Below are 18508 nucleotides of genomic sequence, written 5' to 3'. Positions count from 1 at the left end.
CAATATTATTTATGATTTCAAAAAACACAGACCTTGGGTTATTGCTAGTGCGCATAAGCGCTGGAGGATTAATGCTTTTTCACGGTGTTTCTAAATTGATTCATGGAATTTCATTCCTTGTAGACAATATGGGAGCATTTGGATACGCTGTTTACATCGGTGAAGTTTTAGCTCCAATTGCTATTTTAATTGGGTTTAGAACTAGAATTGCAGCAATTCTTCTAGCTGTAACTTGTGTTGTAGCAGTTGCCACGGCTCACGCTCAAGATATTTTCTCCATTAGCGAACACGGAGGTTATGCTTTAGAATTATTAATGCTTTACCTTTTTGGTGCTCTTGCATTATTCTTTACAGGTGCTGGTAAATATGCGGTTTCTAAAAATAATAAGTGGGACTAATAATACACTAAACTAAAAATAATGAAAAGCTCTAAATTTTTGATTTGGAGCTTTTTTTTTAGTTTGTCTAATGAATACAAACGCATCATTTTTTTTATAACAATTCGTCATTCCGTAGGAATGTTTGGTCGGTAGAAAAAAAAATAACATCCATACGATTTAGTTCCGTAGGAACATTTGAAACGCTAGATTGTAAAAAAAATGCGAGCGTCAAACGTTCCTACGGAACATAAACCAATGATATAAAACATAATTTTCTACCAATCAAATTTTCCTACGGAATATAAAATAGAAGTGTGAAAATAAATTTAAGAGTTGTTTTTTTTTTTGGATTAGCTATTTTTAATCTAAAATCTAAAATCTAAAATTCTACCTAATCGGCTAAAACAACATTTTCACCGAGCAGATTCTAGGTTCTACCGATCACAATTTTAATTGATATACTCTCGATATACTTTTGATTAAAATTAAAACTTTAAAAATCAAAAATATGTCACCGTTTACACCTTTTCTTTGGATTATTGCAATTTCGCCTCTTTTCGTATTAGCTTATTTTAGAAGCGAGAAATCGAACCTTAAATATCTTGCTTTTTTTATTCTTTATTTTCTCGCAGATGTGTATTCCCAACAGTACGGAAAAGTGTTGTTACCATTAGAATTTCTGGGTTTAAAGTTCAACTGGTCAGGAAAAATTTTGAGTCTTATTTTAGGTCTTTTCGTTATCTTTTCAGTTTCGAAAGAAGAAAAAATTAAAATCGGATTTACGGCGAAAACCAATTCCAAAAAACAATTAAAATTCGGATTACTATTCTTCTTCGGATTTACTTTATTTGATGTCATTTTTAAAATGATTTTATTCCCAAAAGGCGGAGCATTCGATTTAGAAACTTTTCTTTTTCAAGCGACAATGCCAGGATTAATCGAAGAAATCGCTTATAGAGGAATTGCTCTATGGCTTTTAAATAAAGCGTTTGCACCAAAATGGAATTACCGAGGTATCGAATTTGGTTGGGCATTCGTCATTGTAACACTTTTGTTCGGATTAATGCACGGAATGATTTTAGACCAGGATTTGCATTTAAAGTTTGATATTATGACGATCGTATATCTAACACTTATTTCGTCTTTAAGCGTTGGTGTTTTGAGATGCTTTTCTGGAAACCTAATTTATTCTGTTTTGGGACATAACACGATTAATTTAATAAATGCCATTATTAGAATTTTATAAAAAACGCCAAATTAAAGTTATATTTGAAACTGCTTTTACCCTTTATAATACATGCCAAATACCACATTAGCTTCAGGATATTTTTTAGATAAAATTGTATCATTCAATTTTGACTACTTTTTTAATAAAAGAAACCGAATTTTACTTCACATTTTAATGTGGTCCGTTTTTTCGCTATTACTTTTTTTGAGTTATGTTATTGGCTATAAATTAGTTTGTTTTGATGCCATTCTGCTAACAATTAGAATGGCTTTGGTAAATATTATTGTCTTTTACATGCTATTTTATCTGTTGTTGCCAAAGATTTTTTCTGGTAGTAAATCCAGAATAATTCTGCTTTTAGTTTTGGTTTTTCCGATTTCGATTTTTGTTTGGATGGCTTCAACGTACTTTATTTCAATTTTGTATTATGTTTTGAGGTTCGAAGTTGAATTCGGAGAATTAAAAGGCGTCATCAAAATGAGTGCAGATCAGACTTTTCTAGAAGCAGTTGCACCAAAAAGAATGCTTTCGCAAACAATTATAATTATTTCGCTTCTTTCGCCTTTTTGTTTTGCCAAGATTTTGGTTGAAATTGCCAAACTTTACCACAAGAAATTTCAGGTTGAAAGAGAGAAAATGGCGCTGGAAATTCAAAATATTCAGATAGAAAAAGACTTTCTGAAAGCACAATTAAATCCTCATTTTCTGTTTAATACCTTGAATAATCTTTACGGATTGACGGTTAGAAAAGACAATTTAGCACCAGAATTAATTCTGAACCTTTCTGATATTATGAGTTATACGCTTTACGAGTCGAATACAGAAATTGTACGTTTGGAAAAAGAATTAGATTTCATTAAAAATTATATCGCTTTAGAAAAAATGCGTTATGCTGATGATGTTAATATTCAGGTTGTTATTGAAGGAGAAAGACAAACCGCTGGACTTTTTGTTGCACCGCTACTCACTTTCACATTTATCGAAAATGCATTTAAATATGGCTTAAAAAACACTAAAAATGCTTTCATTAAACTAGAAATCAAGATTGAAAACAATACTTTTTGGTTTAGTTTAGAAAATGATTTGGAAGAAACTGAAAATGAGTCTGGTTTTGGTGGAATAGGAGTGGAGAACGTCCGAAAACGACTAGAGTTGTTATATCCAAATCAATATGAATTAGAAATTAAAAGACTTGAAAAATCCTTTAAAGTCGATTTGAAACTTGTTTTAAGAAAATAATGGAAAAGTTGAAATGCTTAATCGTTGATGACGAACCAATTGCGCGAGATATTATTGAATCGTTTATAGCAGAAGTTCCGTTTTTAGAATTAAAAGCTTCTTTCGGAGAATCTTCGAAGGCTTTAGTTTATTTGGAGGAAAATGAAATTGATATTGTTTTCAGTGATATCGAAATGCCGAAATTTACAGGTTTAGAAATGGCTCAATCACTTACGAATCCTCCTGTAATTATTTTTATAACGGCGCATCGAGATTTTGCTTTAGAAGGTTTTGAAACCGGCGCTTCGGATTATTTATTAAAACCCGTTCGTTTTGATCGTTTTCTAAGAGCAGTAAATCGTGCCAAAGAATATCTTTCGTTAAAGAAAACAAATTCAGTTCATCAAATTAATTCTGACCGAATTTTTATTAAATCAGAAGGGAAACTGATTAAAATTTTGCTGAATGAAATTCTTTATGTAGAAGCGCAGGGAGATTATTTGAAATTTGTGATTAATGGTGCGACTTATACGACTTTAGGAACTTTAAAATCTATGGAAGAAGTATTGAAACTGCCCATGTTCTTTCGCGTTCAGCGTTCTTTTATTCTCAATCTAGAAGCTGTGAGAAGCCTTAACGGAAATATTGTTGAATTGATTGATGGAAAAACTATTTCTGCAGCTTTAAACAAAAAAGAAGAATTGTATCAGTTGCTTGGAATTAGATAGTTTTTTTTTAACCGTAAAGTTCGCAATGAGTTTTCGCAAAGAAACACAAAGTTTATTTATTGCATTTCATTTTAAGCTCACAAAGGCTGAACTTGAAAAACTTTGTGAGCTTAAAGTAAAATGTATTGGCTTAGAAATACTTCGCGAGCTTTGCGAAAACTCTTTGCGAACTTTGCGGTTAAATAATCAACGATTTGCCTGAATATATTCAGAAGGCGACATATTAAAATGTTTTTGGAAATTTCGACCAAAACTAGTTTGAGATTTATAGCCAACCATTTCTGCGATTTCGTACATTTTATAGTTTTCATTTAACAACAATTCTGCTGCTCTTTTAAGTCTTACAATATTAATCAGTTCGTTCGGACTCAGATTGGTAATGTCTTTAATTTTTCTGTATAAAGTCGAACGGCTCATATTCATAATTTCCGCGAGAGATTCAACGCTTAAATCCTGATCTGTAATGTTTTTAAGGATTTCGTCATCCAGTTTTTTTAAGAACTTTTCGTCGGTTTTATTGTGTGCAATGCTCTTAATATGAGAAAGTGGCGAACTTGCATAATAATTCATAATCTGTCTTCGGTTTTCAATCAGATTATTGGCTTGCACTTTTAAATAATCCATAGAAAATGGTTTGGCGATATAAGCATCTGCACCAACTTCAAGTCCGTCAATTTGAGATTTGAGCGAATTTTTTGCCGTCAATAGAATTACTGGAATATGACTGGTTTCTAGATTGGTTTTAATTTTTTTACACATTGTAATTCCGTCCATAACCGGCATCGTAACGTCTGAAATTACAAGTTGAATATTTTCATTATGAATAATTTTTAATGCTTCCTCACCATTTTCTGCCTTTAAAATAGCGTATGTCGAAGCCAATTCTGTTGTAATAAAACTTAAAAGATCTTCATTGTCTTCTACTACTAAAATTTGCGCTTTTTCATTTTTAATTTCAACCGTTTCTTTTGGAGTTTCATTTTCTGTTTGTTCTTTTTCAGAATCAGAATAAAGCATAAATTCTTGTTCTTGATGAAGCGGAACAACCAATTCGAAAATATTATAAGTAGAATCAGCAACCAATTCTAAGCTTCCGTTATGCAATTGTGCCAACGAATGTGCGAGTGAAAGTCCGATTCCGGTTCCGGAAGCCGTACTGTTTTCATCAACTCTGAAAAAAGGTTCAAAAATCTTATTTTTCAAATGATTCGGAATTATTTTTCCATCGTTTTTGACAATTAAGGTCAGTTTCTTTTCATCTCTGAATAAAGAAATAGAAACTGTTTTGTTTGAATATTTAATGGCATTATTGATCAAATTGCTCAAAATCTTTTTAAAAGCTTCTTTATCAACAAAGGCATGAATGTCTTTTTCTCCTAATTCTAATTCAAATTCCAATTCTCGTTCTTCAATTAATTGGCTGAATCTCAAATGGAAATTTCGAACCATTGAAGAAATATTCGCTTCTACAAAAGTGAGTTTTAAACCGCCAATTTCCGATTTTCTAAAATCCAATAATTCGTTAACCAGTTTTAAAAGACGAGAAGTATTCTTTTTCATTATAGAAAGATGCTGTGGCACTTCTTCCAATTCGTGATTCAATCCTAAAAGTTTTTCCAACGGACCTTTAATCAAAGTCAAAGGCGTTCTGATTTCGTGCGCTACATTCGTGAAAAAATCAATTTTTGCTTGATAAATTTCTTTCTCTTTTTCATCATTTAAATGCTTTATTTTACGATTATTTTTAATTTGAGTAAGATTCTGAGAATAACGAATAATGTAGTAAAAACCAGCGCAGATTAACAGAAAGTACAGCAAATAAGCATAAGTGCTGGCGTAAAATGGAGGCAAAATTCGGATTTTGAGTTTTACTTCTTTACTCCAAACGCCAAAACTATTCAACGATTTTACTTTAAAAACATAATCGCCAGGTGCTAGTTCGGTAAAGAAAACTTTGTTGTTTCTTCCTAAATAAACCCAGTCATTATTGACATTTTCTAACTGATACCAATATTCTGTCAATTCTGGGGCGGTAAAATTTAAAGAAGCAAATTCGAGATTAAAAGACGACTGGCTGTTGTTTAATTCCAACTCGTCTAAAAAAGAAATAGATTGCTCAATAGGCGAGTCGGGGCTGTTTACCTCGATATCTTTATTGTTAATCTGAAGATTAGTTATGTAAACAAAAGGCGTGTATTTGTTTTTGCTAAAATGTTTCGGATTAAAACTGATCATTCCGTTCAGATTTCCAAAATACATATCGCCGTTTGTGTCTTCAAAAGCAGAATTATAATTAAACTGATCGCTCAATAAACCATTTGCCGTCGTAAAAATTTTAATTGTTTTATGATCTGGACCAAATTTCACCAAACCTTTTGAAGTTGTCAGCCAAAGATTTTTAGTGTCATCTTCTAAAATAGAATAGAAAACATTACTCGGCATTCCGTCATTGGTGGTGATTTTTTTGAAAGCGTGTGTTTTTCGGTCTACCAGATTCAAACCATTTTCAGTCGCAATCCATAAATTATTAGAACTGTCTTCAAAAATGGTATTAATAGTGTTGTTGCTAATGCTTTTCGGATTTTTGTAATCATAAATAAAAACCTCTTTTTTCTTCGTTTTCGGATTGTAAAAAAGCAATCCGTCGCGATAACTTCCAGCCCAAAGATTACCGTCGCTGTCTTCTTTAAAATTGGTATAATGATAGGTTTCAGGAAAGAATTTCAGTATTTCAAAGTTATCTGCTTGTTCGTTATAACGGTATAAACCTCTTGTCGTAACAACAATAAGGTCTTTATTTTTCATTCCATAAAAAGAAAAAATAAAATTACTCTGAAGTCCGCTTTTCTGATCATTTGCGCTGTAATGTTTAATAACAGCTCCGGTATTTCTATCCAAAACATCCAAACCATGTTCAAAAGTTCCGACCCAGATTTTATCTTTTCTAGGCAATAAGGCATGAATATTATAATAAGAAACACCGCTTTTGGTACCGTTTGGCAAATAAGAAGTGAATTTTTTGGTCTTTATATTAAAACGATTAACGCCAGCATCTTCAGTTCCGATCCATAAATCGCCTTTTTCGTCTTTATGAATTTCTCGGACTGCGCTTCCGCTAATGGAGTTTTGGCCTTTCTGCGGAAAATATTTCTTAAACTGCGTATATTGTTTTTGATGATAATTGATTCCTCCAAAATAAGTTCCAATCCAAATTCCGTCTTCTTTATCAATTGTAATTGAATAAGATGCATTATCTGAAATGGCATACGGATCATTATAATTTTTAATAAGATTTACTGCAGTTTTGGTTTTTAGATTATACACATAAACGCCAGATTCGCTTGCAATCCATAATTCATCATTACCCCTTTTCTTAAACTGACGAACAAAAACGGGTTCTTTAACATCAAATTTCAATTCGCTGGTAATTCTTGTTTTTCTATTATAAATAAGAATACCGTGATCTTGTGTTCCAATGGCAATATTTTCATTATCAATAACAAAAATGACTGTAATTCTAAAATTAGCTTTATTAGCAGGCGGATTTAAAGGAAAATTCTCGAAAGAAAGATTCTCTTCAGAATAATGATAGATTTTATTGTAAGATGAAGCCCAAATTTCTCCTTTTGGATCAGGTGCAATAGAGGTCGTTGGAAAGTATTTATTGGTATTAAAAGTGGTGGTTTCTTTCTTTTTTGGTGCATACTTATACAAAATGTTGCCAGAAAGAAACCAAATGTTGCCTTTTTTGTCATGATTGATGTCGTTAATACGATCATTTATGGCTTCATTAAAAACGGTAAAGCTTTCTTGTTTTTTATCATAATGATACAAACCTTTATCTGTTCCGACCCAAATTGTACCATCACATTCGTGCATAGATTGAATATAATTGCTCCCTAAACTATGAATTGGGTCGCCATTGCTTCTGTATGTCTTAAAACGATAGCCATCAAAACGGTTCAAACCATCTTTAGTTCCAAACCACATAAAGCCGTCATTATCTTGTATTGAGGTCAAAACGGTATTGTTAGAAAGCCCTTCTTCAACCTGAAAATGTTTGAAATAATAATCTTGAGCATTCGAAAAATTTATCGAAAAAATGCTAACAAATAAAAAAAGAAAGAATTTACGCATAGTTGTCTTTTTTATGATAAAATCGTGATTTCCTCAAATCGTGTCAATATTCTACAAAATGTTGCAAGCCTTGCATTTATTGATTGTTTTTATGCAATTTGAATCATTTGAAAGAGATATTGACACAAATGAAGCATTTTATTTTGAATAAAAAGCGTCTACTTTGAATTTTCAAATAAATGATATTGATAAAATTTTAAGGTTAAAAATATACTATCAATAAAATTAATATTGAAAAACCAAACCATTAATAATTTTGAAACAAAATGAACAATTTATTATTAGAAGAGAATATTAATTCTTTTTTTGTTCGCATTCCGGACGATTAAAAAATGAATATTTCGTAAACCAAACCACAAAAGAAATAAAACTATCTAAAATGCAAATTTCAATGAAAACAAAGCTCACTCACTTTTTAACGAAGAGATATTACCTCTTAGTTTTCTTTAGTTTATTACTGCAGCCGGCTTTTGCCCAACAAATAACCATAACGGGAAAAGTTACAAGCGCAACTGGAGAATCAATTCCTTTTGCTAATGTGTTAATAAAAGGAACACAAAATGGTACCGCTACCGATTTTGACGGAAGTTTTAAAATTTCGGCAGCAGGAAACCAAACATTAGTCTTTAGCTCACAAGGCTATAAAACGGCAGAAATTGCCATAAACAATCAAACTTCTATTAATGTTACGTTGCAAGAAGATGCAATGAAACTAGATGAGATAGTGGTTGTAGGTTATGGAACGCAACAGAAAAAAGACCTTACGGGAGCTGTTTCTTTAGTAAAAGCAGACGAAATTCAGAAACGTCAGGTTACTACAGTTGCAGACGGATTGCAAGGTTTAGTTACTGGAGTTAAAGTTCGCGGTGGCGGACGTCCGGGACAAGAAGCGAATGTTGAAATTCGTGGTCTTAAAAATCTTCAAAACACGAATCCATTGTATGTAATTGATGGTTTAGTAACTTCTGGAAACAGAGATTTTAACCCGAATGATATCGAATCTATTCAGGTTTTAAAAGATGCTTCTGCAGCAGCCATCTACGGATCTAGAGCTGCAAATGGGGTAATCATTATTACAACTAAAAAAGGAAAAAAAGGACCGCTAAAAGTCGAAGTTTCTGCAAAAAGCAGTTTACAGGTTATGCCTCGTTACGATTTAATGGGAACGGAGGAGTTTGCCAAATGGAATAATATGGCATATGATAATGCTGGATTGCAAAGACAGAATTTAAACATGGCTGTTGATACAGATTGGCAAGATGCAGTTTTTAAAACTGGAATGATGCAGGATTATAATGCAAGTTTTTCTGGAGGAAGCGAGAATTCTACCTTTTTTATGTCTGGAAATTATTTTGGAAATGAAGGAACTGTTGTTGGAACTGATTTTGACAGAATCTCTTTCCGTGTAAATTCAAGCGGAACAAAAGGAATTTTCAGCATTGGAGAAAACTTAGCAATAAGCAATGCAAAAACAGATGAAATGTCTGGAAACCCTATAATTGATGTATACAGAATGACACCAACAATTCCGCTTTATGATCCTTCTAATCCTGGAGGTTATGGTTACGGAAAACAAGGTGTAGCAGATACTTTTGGTACAAACCCTTTGGCTTTAGCTGATTTTTCTAACGTAATAAACCAAAATTTTAGAATTAGAGGAAATATTTGGTCAGAGTTAAAATTTGCACCATGGTTGAAATATCGTTTCAATTTTGGATACGAGACAAGTTTTGATTCTTATAAATTCTTAAGAAAAGTAGGTAACTGGACATTAAATCAGCCTCCAGATCCATCAATCGCAAATCAAAACAAAGCGAGATCAGAAACAATGTTATTTGAAAATACATTGACTTTCAAAAAAGAATTTGGTAAGCATGATATAACTGTTTTAGTTGGACAGACTTTTCAAAAAGATAAATACGATATCATTTATGGAGAGAAAAGAAATTTGCCAATTAACTCAGGTAATGGACAATATTATGAAGTTTTAAATCAAGGAAACTCGCCAGTTGTTGGAGGATATATTAACGAAGCAGCATTGGCATCCTATTTAGGAAGAATTGAATACAATTATGATAATCGTTATTTGTTTAATGCTGTTTTAAGACGTGATGGATCATCTAGATTTAGCGATGAAAATAAATGGGGTAATTTCCCTTCTGTCTCTGCGGGATGGAGAGTAAGCAACGAACCTTTCTTTAAATCTGAATTTATTAAAGATTTAAAATTAAGAGCAAGTTACGGTGAATTAGGTTCTGGTAACATTGGAAATTATGAATACAAAAGCTTTGTTAATAATTTTGGACAGATTGTATTAGGAAATGGGCAAACTCTATATCCTTCTGCAGCTCAGGTAAAATTATCAAATGCACAGTTACGCTGGGAAAAATTAAAACAAACCAATATTGGACTTGATTTTGGGGTTTTAAATAATGATTTACGTCTTACAGCCGATTATTTTATTGCTCGTACAGAAGATGTATTATTTGGTTTCCCTATTTTATTAACTACTGGAAACGATGGTGGAAATCCAATTGCTAATGCTGCAACTGTAGAAAACAAAGGTTTTGAGTTAGAATTAGCTTACAGCAAAAAAATTAATGAGTTCTCTTTTAATGCTTCTGTAAACTTTACAAAAATTAACAACAAACTAGTTTCTTTAGGTAATGGTCAAAACGAAAATATTTCTGGAAATACTATTACAAGAGCAGGAATGCCAGTAGGTATGTGGTATGTTTTGCAAACTGACGGATTATTCCAAAACCAACAAGAAATTGACAATTACAAAACTGCCGATGGAAAAGTAATTATGCCAAATGCTGTTCCTGGAGACATCCGATTTAAAGATATTAACGGAGACGGACAAATTTCTAGTACCGATAAAACGATCTCAGGAAGTCCGTGGCCGGAATTTGAAATGGGTCTAAACGCTGGAGCAGAATACAAAGGATTTGATTTTTCTATGAACTGGATTGCCTCTCACGGAGCTACTGTTTACAACGGATTTAGAAGTGTTGTAGACCGTTTTGATGATAATAGTAACTACAGAGCTGGTATTCAGCCTTGGACACCAGAAAATCCAAATACTGATTTTCCTAGAATTACGAAAGGATCAACTTTAAATTCAAGAGGAGATAGCGACCGTTTTTTAGAAAGTGGAGATTTTATCAGACTAAAATATGTAGGGTTTGGTTATAATTTACCAGAAAGTGTTTTGAAAAATTCAGGTATTACAAGAGCAAGATTAACACTTTCGGCGCAAAATATTATTACAATTACCAAATACAAAGGTTTAGATCCTGAGTTTACAAACGGTAATATTTTTGAAAGAGGTTTTGATAATGGTGCTTTCCCAAATCTTAAAACATATTCTTTAGGTGTCGAGTTTGGCTTTTAATTTAAAAAAATAGCGTAATGAAAAAAATAATTATAATAACAGCAGCTTTTCTAGGTCTTGTTTTTACAGCTTGCGAAAACGAATTGGACCTGAATAGCCCAAATGATATTACCGTAGATCAATATTGGAAAACCGAAAGTGACGCACAAGCTGGTGTAAACTCAATTTATGCCATGTTCTATAAAGATGGTCTTTGGGCAAGATGGATCTATTTTAGATTGGATTTAACTTCTGATGAAGGTTATAGCGTAAGTCCATGGACAGAATTAGCAGACTGGACAAGATTTAATTATATTAATTATAATTTCTGGGAAGGAAATGCCGTAACATGGAGAGATACCTATAAAGCAATTTTTAGATGTAATCAGGTTTTGGCTAATGTTCCGAACATTACTTTTCAAAACGAAGATGATAAAAAGAAAATCATTGCTCAAGCTAAATTTTTTAGAGCGTTACATTACTATTATGCAGCGGTAATTTGGGAGGATATTCCTTTAGTTTTAGATCCTTCTACACCACAGGATTTGCCACAGCAAAAAAAGGTAACAGAAGTTTGGGCACAAATCGAAAAAGATTTAAATGAAGCTTTCGAAGATTTACCAAGCAGCTGGGCAAAAAGTGCTACAAATGAAATAGATCAATCGGGAAGACCAGATAAAGGCGCTGTAAAAGCTTTTCTTGCCAAAACATACATGCAGCAGCACAAATGGGCAGAAGCAAAAACGGCATTAGAATATTTGATTACAGGACCTGGAGCAAGGTATAGCTTAGTTTCAAATTACAGAGATAATTTTACAGACGTAAATGAAAACAACAGCGAATCTGTTTTTGAAATCCAATTTGGTGATCAAAGAAAAGGAGGAACTGGAGAAGATCAAAATGCGGCAGTTTCTAGTAACCGTTGTCAATTTTTTGCTCCAAGAGGAATTGGATGGTCAGATGGTCAAGCTCGTTTTTGGTTAGTAAATGCATTCAAACAAGAAAAAAATAAAGACGGAAATCTTGATATTCGTTTAAGATGGACTTTATACTATCCGCAATTATTAGCTGATTTCGGTGATAAAACATACAACAGAAATTGGGAGTGGAATAATGATGAGGCTTGGTTTAGAAAAGGAAGCCGTGATTATTACAGAGATAATGAAGATTACTACAGCCAGGTAAACTACAGATTAGTTCGTTACGGAGATATTTTATTACGTTATGCTGAAGTTTTAAACGAGTTAGGAAGCACTTCTCAAGCTTATCAATATGTAGATATGGTAAGAGCTCGTGTAAACATGAACACATTGGCGGTTGCGCATCCTGAAATTGGAAACAATCACGATTTATTCTTAGAGCGTTTAAAAATGGAAAGAGTTTTAGAATTGTGCGGTGAAAGTGTTCGCTGGGAAGATTTAAAACGTTGGGGAGATTTAGATTCTCAAGCTGCTGTTGATAAAATTGCGCTTCGTGATCCAGATTTTAAAAACTTTAAAGTGGGTAAAAATCATAGAATGCCTATTCCACAAAGTGATGTAGATAATAATCCAAATTTAGAGCAAAACTCTGGATACTAAACTGATTTTTTTTGTGGGAATCAGACGTACTAGTCTGATTCCCTTATCATAAAGAACGATTGTTCAAAAAAACAAAATAGAAATGAAGAAAGTAAAATTGTGTCTGACATTAATGTTAGCAGGACTTGTATTGCTTAGCTGTAACAACAAAAAAAGTAATCCTGAAGAAAATAAAACTGAAACAGCTTCAGTTGAAAAAAGAGAAATCTGGACCAAAGAACAGGCTAATGATTGGTATGCAAAACAACCATGGTTAGTTGGAGCAAATTATTCTCCTAGCACAGCTATAAATCAGTTAGAGATGTGGCAGGAAGATACTTTTGATCCGAAAAGAATTGATCAGGAATTGGGTTGGGCAGAAGGTCTTGGTATGAATGTAATGCGTGTCTATTTGCACGATTTATTGCATCAGCAAGATCCAGAAGGACTTTACAAACGCATGGATACTTTCTTAGGAATTGCAGATAAACATCATATTAAAACGCTTTTTGTTTTGTTTGATTCTTGTTGGGATCCGTTTCCTGCTTTAGGAAAACAACGTGCTCCAAAACCACATACACATAATTCTGGATGGGTTCAGAGTCCGGGACAAAAAGTGCTTCAAGATAAAACACAATATCCTCGTTTAGAGAAATATGTAAAAGAAACAGTAGCAAAATTTAAAGACGACAACCGTATTTTAGGTTGGGATGTTTGGAATGAACCAGATAATATGACTGGACCTTCTTACGAAAAAGTAGAAATCAAAAACAAAGTAGATTTGATTTTACCGCTTTTAAAAGACGTTTTTGTGTGGGCTAGAGAAAGCAATCCTTCACAGCCATTGACTTCTGGAGTTTGGGTTGGAGATTGGAGCGATGAGGCTAAAATGAAGCCAATGCACAAAATGCAAATCGAACAATCTGATATTGTTTCTTTCCACAATTATGATAAACCAGAAGATTTTGAAAGAGTTGTAAAGCAATTACAGCGTTACGGAAAACCATTAATCTGTACAGAATATATGGCAAGACCAAACGGAAGTACTTTTGAAGGATTTTTACCTCTTGCCAGAAAATACAATGTTGGTATGATCAACTGGGGATTTGTAGACGGAAAAACACAAACCAAATATGCTTGGGATAGCTGGACGAAAACCTACACTGCAGAACCAAAATTATGGTTTCACGATGTTTTACACACAGACGGAACGCCATATATCAAAGCCGAGACAGATTTAATCAAGAAAATGACTGCTGAGGCGAATAAGAAGAGTTAGATAATTTAAAAAGATTTTTTAACACATAGAAACACAGTTTCGCTTTGTCTAAAAAGGCGTTTCACTAATTTCAAAACATCCCGAAGCTTCGGGACTATGTGTGAAAGCTAGCTTTTTTTGTAATCTTAAACAGAAACATTAAAAATCTATGTTTCTATGTGTTTCATTTTTTCGTCACAAAGTTTAATAGCATTAGTTCCTTTAATCTGTGACAAAAAAAGCATTTTAAATTTTAACAACATGAAAAAAAATACAATAAAACAGCTCTTTTTTCTAATAGTAATTCTGATTGGATTTTCCGCGAAAGCGCAACAACCAGATCCGCCGGGACAAGTAAAAGGAAACGAAAAACCAAAAAACGAAGCCTATCTTTTTGCGCACATGACGCACAGTGATTACGGCAGATTGTATTATTCAGTGAGTTTAGATGGACTTCATTGGGAAAATCTAAACAACGGAAAACGCGTTTTTGAAGAATATAAAGGACATCCGGATATCTGTAAAGGTCCAGATGGCAAATATTACATTGCAGGAAATACAGGAGACGATGCAAAAGCAATCAATATTTGGGTTTCTGATGATTTGATTACTTGGAAAAAACATTCGGATTACACACCAGATTTAAAAAGTACGCCAGATTATTCTAACGCTTTACAGCGAATTGGCGCTCCAAAATTATACTATGATAATGATTCTCAAAAGTTTATAATGACTTGGCATACGCCACATTTGGAAGGAATTAAAGGAGACGGAGAACGTTATTGGAGAAGCCAGCGAACTTTGTATGTTTTGTCTAAAGATTTAAAAACTTTCGAAGGCCCACCAAACCGTTTATTCGATTGGGATATGGGAACAATTGATGTTTTTATTCGTAAAGTTGGCGATTCTTATTACGCTGTAATTAAGGATGAAACGTACCCAACTTTGTATTGGACAACCGGAAAAACCATCCGAATTGCCAAATCAAAATCCCTTTTAGGACCTTATTCTTTGCCCCAGCAATCTATCAGTCCAAACTTCAGAGAAGCTCCAATGCTGATTCCTTCTCCAGATGACAAAATATGGTATATGTATTACGAACAATATCCAGGAGTTTCATACGGATTATCAATTGCAGATAACCTAAACGGACCTTGGTTTCAAGCTTCAGGCTACACTTTTTTCTCGGATTGGGATAAATACAGTCTTCCAGAAAAAGTACGCCACGGCTGCATGATTACAATCTCTAAAAAAGAATACGACAGTTTGGTGAAGAAATTCGGAAAGAAGAATTAAGAAGGGAGTATTAAGTATTAAGAATGATGTTGAGGAGCATTGAATAAAAATCTTAATACCCTTAAAAATATGGTTAGTTAAGTTAGTTTAGTTTAAGTAGTTACCAGGCTTATGTGGATATGAGCCTGGTAATTCAATTTTGATTTAGAAAAACATCACGGCATTGATTTAAAAGAATAAATGCCTAATAAATATAGAGTATGAAAAGAAAAAGCATCCTTTTTTTAGCCTTGTTTTCAGTGTTGGCAGTCAATGCGCAGTGGAAACCGCAAGGAGATAAGATTAAAACAAAATGGGCAGAGCAGGTAGATCCTAAAAAACCGCTTCCAGAATATCCGCGCCCGATTATGGAGCGTGGACAGTGGAAAAATCTAAATGGTTTATGGAGTTATAAAATTCAGGAATTTGGAAAAGCTGCGCCTTCAAAATATGACGGACAGATTTTAGTTCCTTTTGCGGCAGAATCTAGTTTGTCTGGCGTAATGAAAGACGTTGGCTCTAAAAATGAACTTTGGTACGAAACCAATTTTTCTATTGAATCGGGCTGGAACGGAAAAAACATTCTGCTTCATTTTGGAGCTGTTGACTGGAAAACAGAAGTTTTTATTAATGATGTAAAAGTAGGTTCACACACTGGAGGATATACACCTTTTTCGTTTGATATTACGCCATTTATTAAAAAAGGAAGCAATCAGAAACTAGTCGTAAAAGTTTGGGATCCATCAAACGACGGGACGCAGCCAAGAGGAAAACAAGTTAAAAATCCAGAAGGAATTTGGTACACTCCTGTTACTGGAATTTGGCAAACGGTTTGGATTGAGCCAGTTAATGCTAAAAATATTACAGATTTAAGAACAACTCCAAATATCGATCAAAATACAATTAGCATTAAAGCTGATGTAAAAGGAGCAGAGACTGGTGATTTAGTTGAAGTTTCAGTTTTAGAAAACGGAAAAGAAATTGCTAACGAGAAAGCTGTTGTTGGAGAAAGCAACGATATTGTCTTGACTGCACCAAAATTATGGTCGCCTGAAAGTCCGTTTTTATATCAGACAAAAGTTCGGTTAATCAGCAAAAATAAAGTAGTTGACGAAGTGAAAAGTTATTTTGCCATGCGTAAAATTTCATCAAAAAGAGATGAAAATGGCGTAATGAGAATGCAGTTAAACAACAAAGATTATTTCCAATTCGGACCTTTAGATCAAGGCTGGTGGCCAGAAGGATTATACACAGCTCCAACAGACGAAGCTTTAAAATACGATATTATTAAAACAAAAGAATTAGGTTTTAATATGATTCGTAAACACGTAAAAGTAGAGCCAGAACGTTGGTACACACATTGCGATCAACTTGGAATTCTAGTTTGGCAAGATATGCCAAGCGGTGACGATCAGCCGATTTGGCAAGATAAAAAGTATTTTGAAGGAACTGAATTACAGCGTACTCCAAAATCTCAAGAAATCTACAAAAAAGAGTGGAGAGAAATTATGGATCATTTGTATTCTTATCCAAGTATTGTGGTTTGGGTTCCTTTTAATGAAGCTTGGGGACAATTTAAAACGGTAGAAATTACAGAATGGACTAAAAACCACGATCCGAGCCGTTTAATCAATTCTTCAAGTGGAGGAAATCACTTTCAAACGGGCGACATTTTAGATTTACATAAATATCCAGCGCCAGAATTGTATCTATACGATGCGAGAAGAGTTACTGTTTTAGGCGAATATGGCGGAATCGGACTTCCTCTTGAAGGGCATTTATGGAGAGCAAACGACAACTGGGGTTATGTGAAATTTAAAAATCAAGCAGAAGTTACCGCAGAATATGTAAAGTATGCTGAAATTCTTAAAAACTTAGTAAAAACTGGTTTCTCTGCAGCGGTTTACACGCAAACAACTGACGTTGAAGGCGAGGTAAATGGTTTTATGACTTACGACAGAAAAGTAGACAAAATGGATTTTAAAGCGGTTAATAAAATCAATACAGAGGTTATTAATACTTTGAATAAATAACTGGTATTCTTTTTAAACACATAGAAACATAGAATTTTTAATATTGAAAATGTTGAAAAAAGGAAGTAGAAGAAACTAGTTTCCACACATAGCTAACAACATACCCCGAGGTTTTCACCTCGGGAAAGCGTGGTAAAGTTTTTTATTCCGAAGAATGAAGAATGACAAAAGCTTTGCGTACTTCGCCTTCTTTATATTTATAAAGTTGAGAAAAAACCATTCCGATCTTTGCGAAAAACCTTTGCGCCTTTGCGTTAAAAAAAAAACGCCCAACAAGAAAAAAAACAAAAAATGAAAAAATACATAATCCTTCTGCTGCTCACAACAATAGGTTTTGCACAGCAGAAAACCTTCAAAAACCCTATTCTGCCATCAGGTGCAGATCCCTACAGCACGTATTACAAAGGCTATTATTATTACACCAATACACTTGGAAATAAATTGGTTTTATGGAAAGCAAAAGACTTATCTGATATCAAAAATGCAGAGAGCAAAGTCATTTGGACTCCGCCTAAAAATACGAATTATTCTGCAGAAATCTGGGCGCCAGAATTTCATATTATAAACGGAAAATGGTACTGTTATTTTGCTGCAGATAATGGCGATAACAACAACCATAGAATGTATGTTTTAGAAAATAAATCATCAGATCCATTTAAAGGAAATTTTGAATTTAAAGGAAAAATTGCTGCCAAAACAGATAAATGGGCAATCGACGGAAATGTATTCGAACATAAAAAACAGCTGTACATGATTTGGGCTGGTTGGGAAGGCGATAAAAACGGTCAGCAAAACATTTACATTGCTAAAATGAAAAACCCGCTTCAAATTGAAGGTGATCGCGTTTTGCTTTCCTCTCCAACAAACGATTGGGAAACGCATGGCGCATTGCATGATGATGTAAATCCGCCGCAGGTAAATGTAAACGAAGGGCCTCAATTTTTAGAAAGAAACGGCAAAATTTTCATTGTGTTTTCAGCAAGTGGCTGTTGGACAGATTTCTATTCTTTAGGCTTATTATCGTTTAATGGCGATGATAATTTATTAGATGCAAAAGCATGGAAAAAGTCTCCTGAACCAATTTTCAAACAATCAGAAAAAAATAAAGTTTACGCTCCTGGACATAATTCATTTTTTAAATCTCCAGACGGAAAAGAAGATTGGATTTTGTATCACGCTAATTCTAATCCTGGCGAAGGCTGCGGAAACAAAAGATCTCCAAGAATGCAGAAAATTAGTTGGGATGCTAACGGATTTCCAGTTTTAGGAGAGCCAGTAAGTGAAGATACACAACTTGCAATTCCATCAAAATAATA

General features: G+C 33.6%; 11 protein-coding genes. 10 read left to right on the top strand and 1 reads right to left on the bottom strand.

Translation table 11 applies throughout. The features are described from left to right. Window positions 1-11: 11 nt before the first annotated feature. The 4 genes from HNP35_RS14015 to HNP35_RS14000 all read left to right on the top strand — a co-directional run bounded on the left by HNP35_RS14015 (window position 12) and on the right by HNP35_RS14000 (window position 3554). A complete protein-coding gene (locus HNP35_RS14015) occupies window positions 12-398 on the top strand; it encodes a DoxX family protein (RefSeq protein WP_184163132.1) in 387 nt (128 codons plus the stop codon). 490 nt (window positions 399-888) lie between these two features. After that, window positions 889-1626 (top strand): CPBP family intramembrane glutamic endopeptidase, encoded by a 738-nt coding sequence (locus HNP35_RS14010; RefSeq protein WP_184163129.1) that lies wholly within the window; start codon window positions 889-891, stop codon window positions 1624-1626. Between the two features lie 51 nt (window positions 1627-1677). After that, window positions 1678-2847 carry a sensor histidine kinase gene (locus HNP35_RS14005; RefSeq protein ID WP_184163126.1) on the top strand — a complete coding sequence of 390 codons (1170 nt, stop codon included), beginning with the start codon at window positions 1678-1680 and terminating at the stop codon, window positions 2845-2847. Continuing rightward, a complete protein-coding gene (locus HNP35_RS14000) occupies window positions 2847-3554 on the top strand; it encodes a LytR/AlgR family response regulator transcription factor (protein ID WP_184163123.1) in 708 nt (235 codons plus the stop codon). The genes HNP35_RS14005 and HNP35_RS14000 overlap by 1 nt, the downstream gene beginning before the upstream one ends. 186 nt (window positions 3555-3740) lie before the next feature. Here the strand turns inward: HNP35_RS14000 and HNP35_RS13995 are convergent, their stop codons facing one another. Beyond that, a complete protein-coding gene (locus HNP35_RS13995) occupies window positions 3741-7691 on the bottom strand; it encodes a hybrid sensor histidine kinase/response regulator transcription factor (RefSeq protein ID WP_184163119.1) in 3951 nt (1316 codons plus the stop codon). A gap of 391 nt (window positions 7692-8082) precedes the next feature. On the opposite strand from HNP35_RS13995, the gene HNP35_RS13990 reads away from it, so the two are divergent. The 6 genes from HNP35_RS13990 to HNP35_RS13965 all read left to right on the top strand — a co-directional run bounded on the left by HNP35_RS13990 (window position 8083) and on the right by HNP35_RS13965 (window position 18506). After that, entirely contained in the window at window positions 8083-11088 is a 3006-nt protein-coding gene (locus tag HNP35_RS13990; protein WP_184163116.1) for a SusC/RagA family TonB-linked outer membrane protein, read from the top strand. Between the two features lie 17 nt (window positions 11089-11105). Next, window positions 11106-12647, top strand: a complete 1542-nt coding sequence (locus HNP35_RS13985; RefSeq protein ID WP_184163113.1) for a RagB/SusD family nutrient uptake outer membrane protein — start codon at window positions 11106-11108, stop codon at window positions 12645-12647. 82 nt (window positions 12648-12729) lie between these two features. After that, on the top strand, window positions 12730-13905 hold the full coding sequence (locus tag HNP35_RS13980) for a cellulase family glycosylhydrolase (protein ID WP_184163110.1): 1176 nt from the start codon (window positions 12730-12732) through the stop codon (window positions 13903-13905). A 240-nt stretch (window positions 13906-14145) separates the two neighbouring features. Next, a complete protein-coding gene (locus tag HNP35_RS13975) occupies window positions 14146-15180 on the top strand; it encodes a glycoside hydrolase family 43 protein (protein ID WP_184163108.1) in 1035 nt (344 codons plus the stop codon). A gap of 200 nt (window positions 15181-15380) precedes the next feature. Beyond that, the gene (locus HNP35_RS13970) at window positions 15381-17192 is read left to right on the top strand and encodes a glycoside hydrolase family 2 protein (RefSeq protein ID WP_184163105.1); all 1812 of its coding nucleotides are present in this window, start codon (window positions 15381-15383) and stop codon (window positions 17190-17192) included. 291 nt (window positions 17193-17483) lie between these two features. After that, complete coding sequence (locus tag HNP35_RS13965) at window positions 17484-18506, top strand: glycoside hydrolase family 43 protein (RefSeq protein ID WP_184163102.1); 1023 nt, start codon at window positions 17484-17486, stop codon at window positions 18504-18506. The last annotated feature ends 2 nt before the right edge of the window (window positions 18507-18508 follow it).

The organism is Flavobacterium notoginsengisoli, assembly GCF_014207905.1.
Lineage (GTDB): Bacteria > Bacteroidota > Bacteroidia > Flavobacteriales > Flavobacteriaceae > Flavobacterium > Flavobacterium notoginsengisoli_A.
Note: the sequence above shows the minus strand (reverse complement) of the source record. Positions and strands in the feature narration are given on the sequence as shown.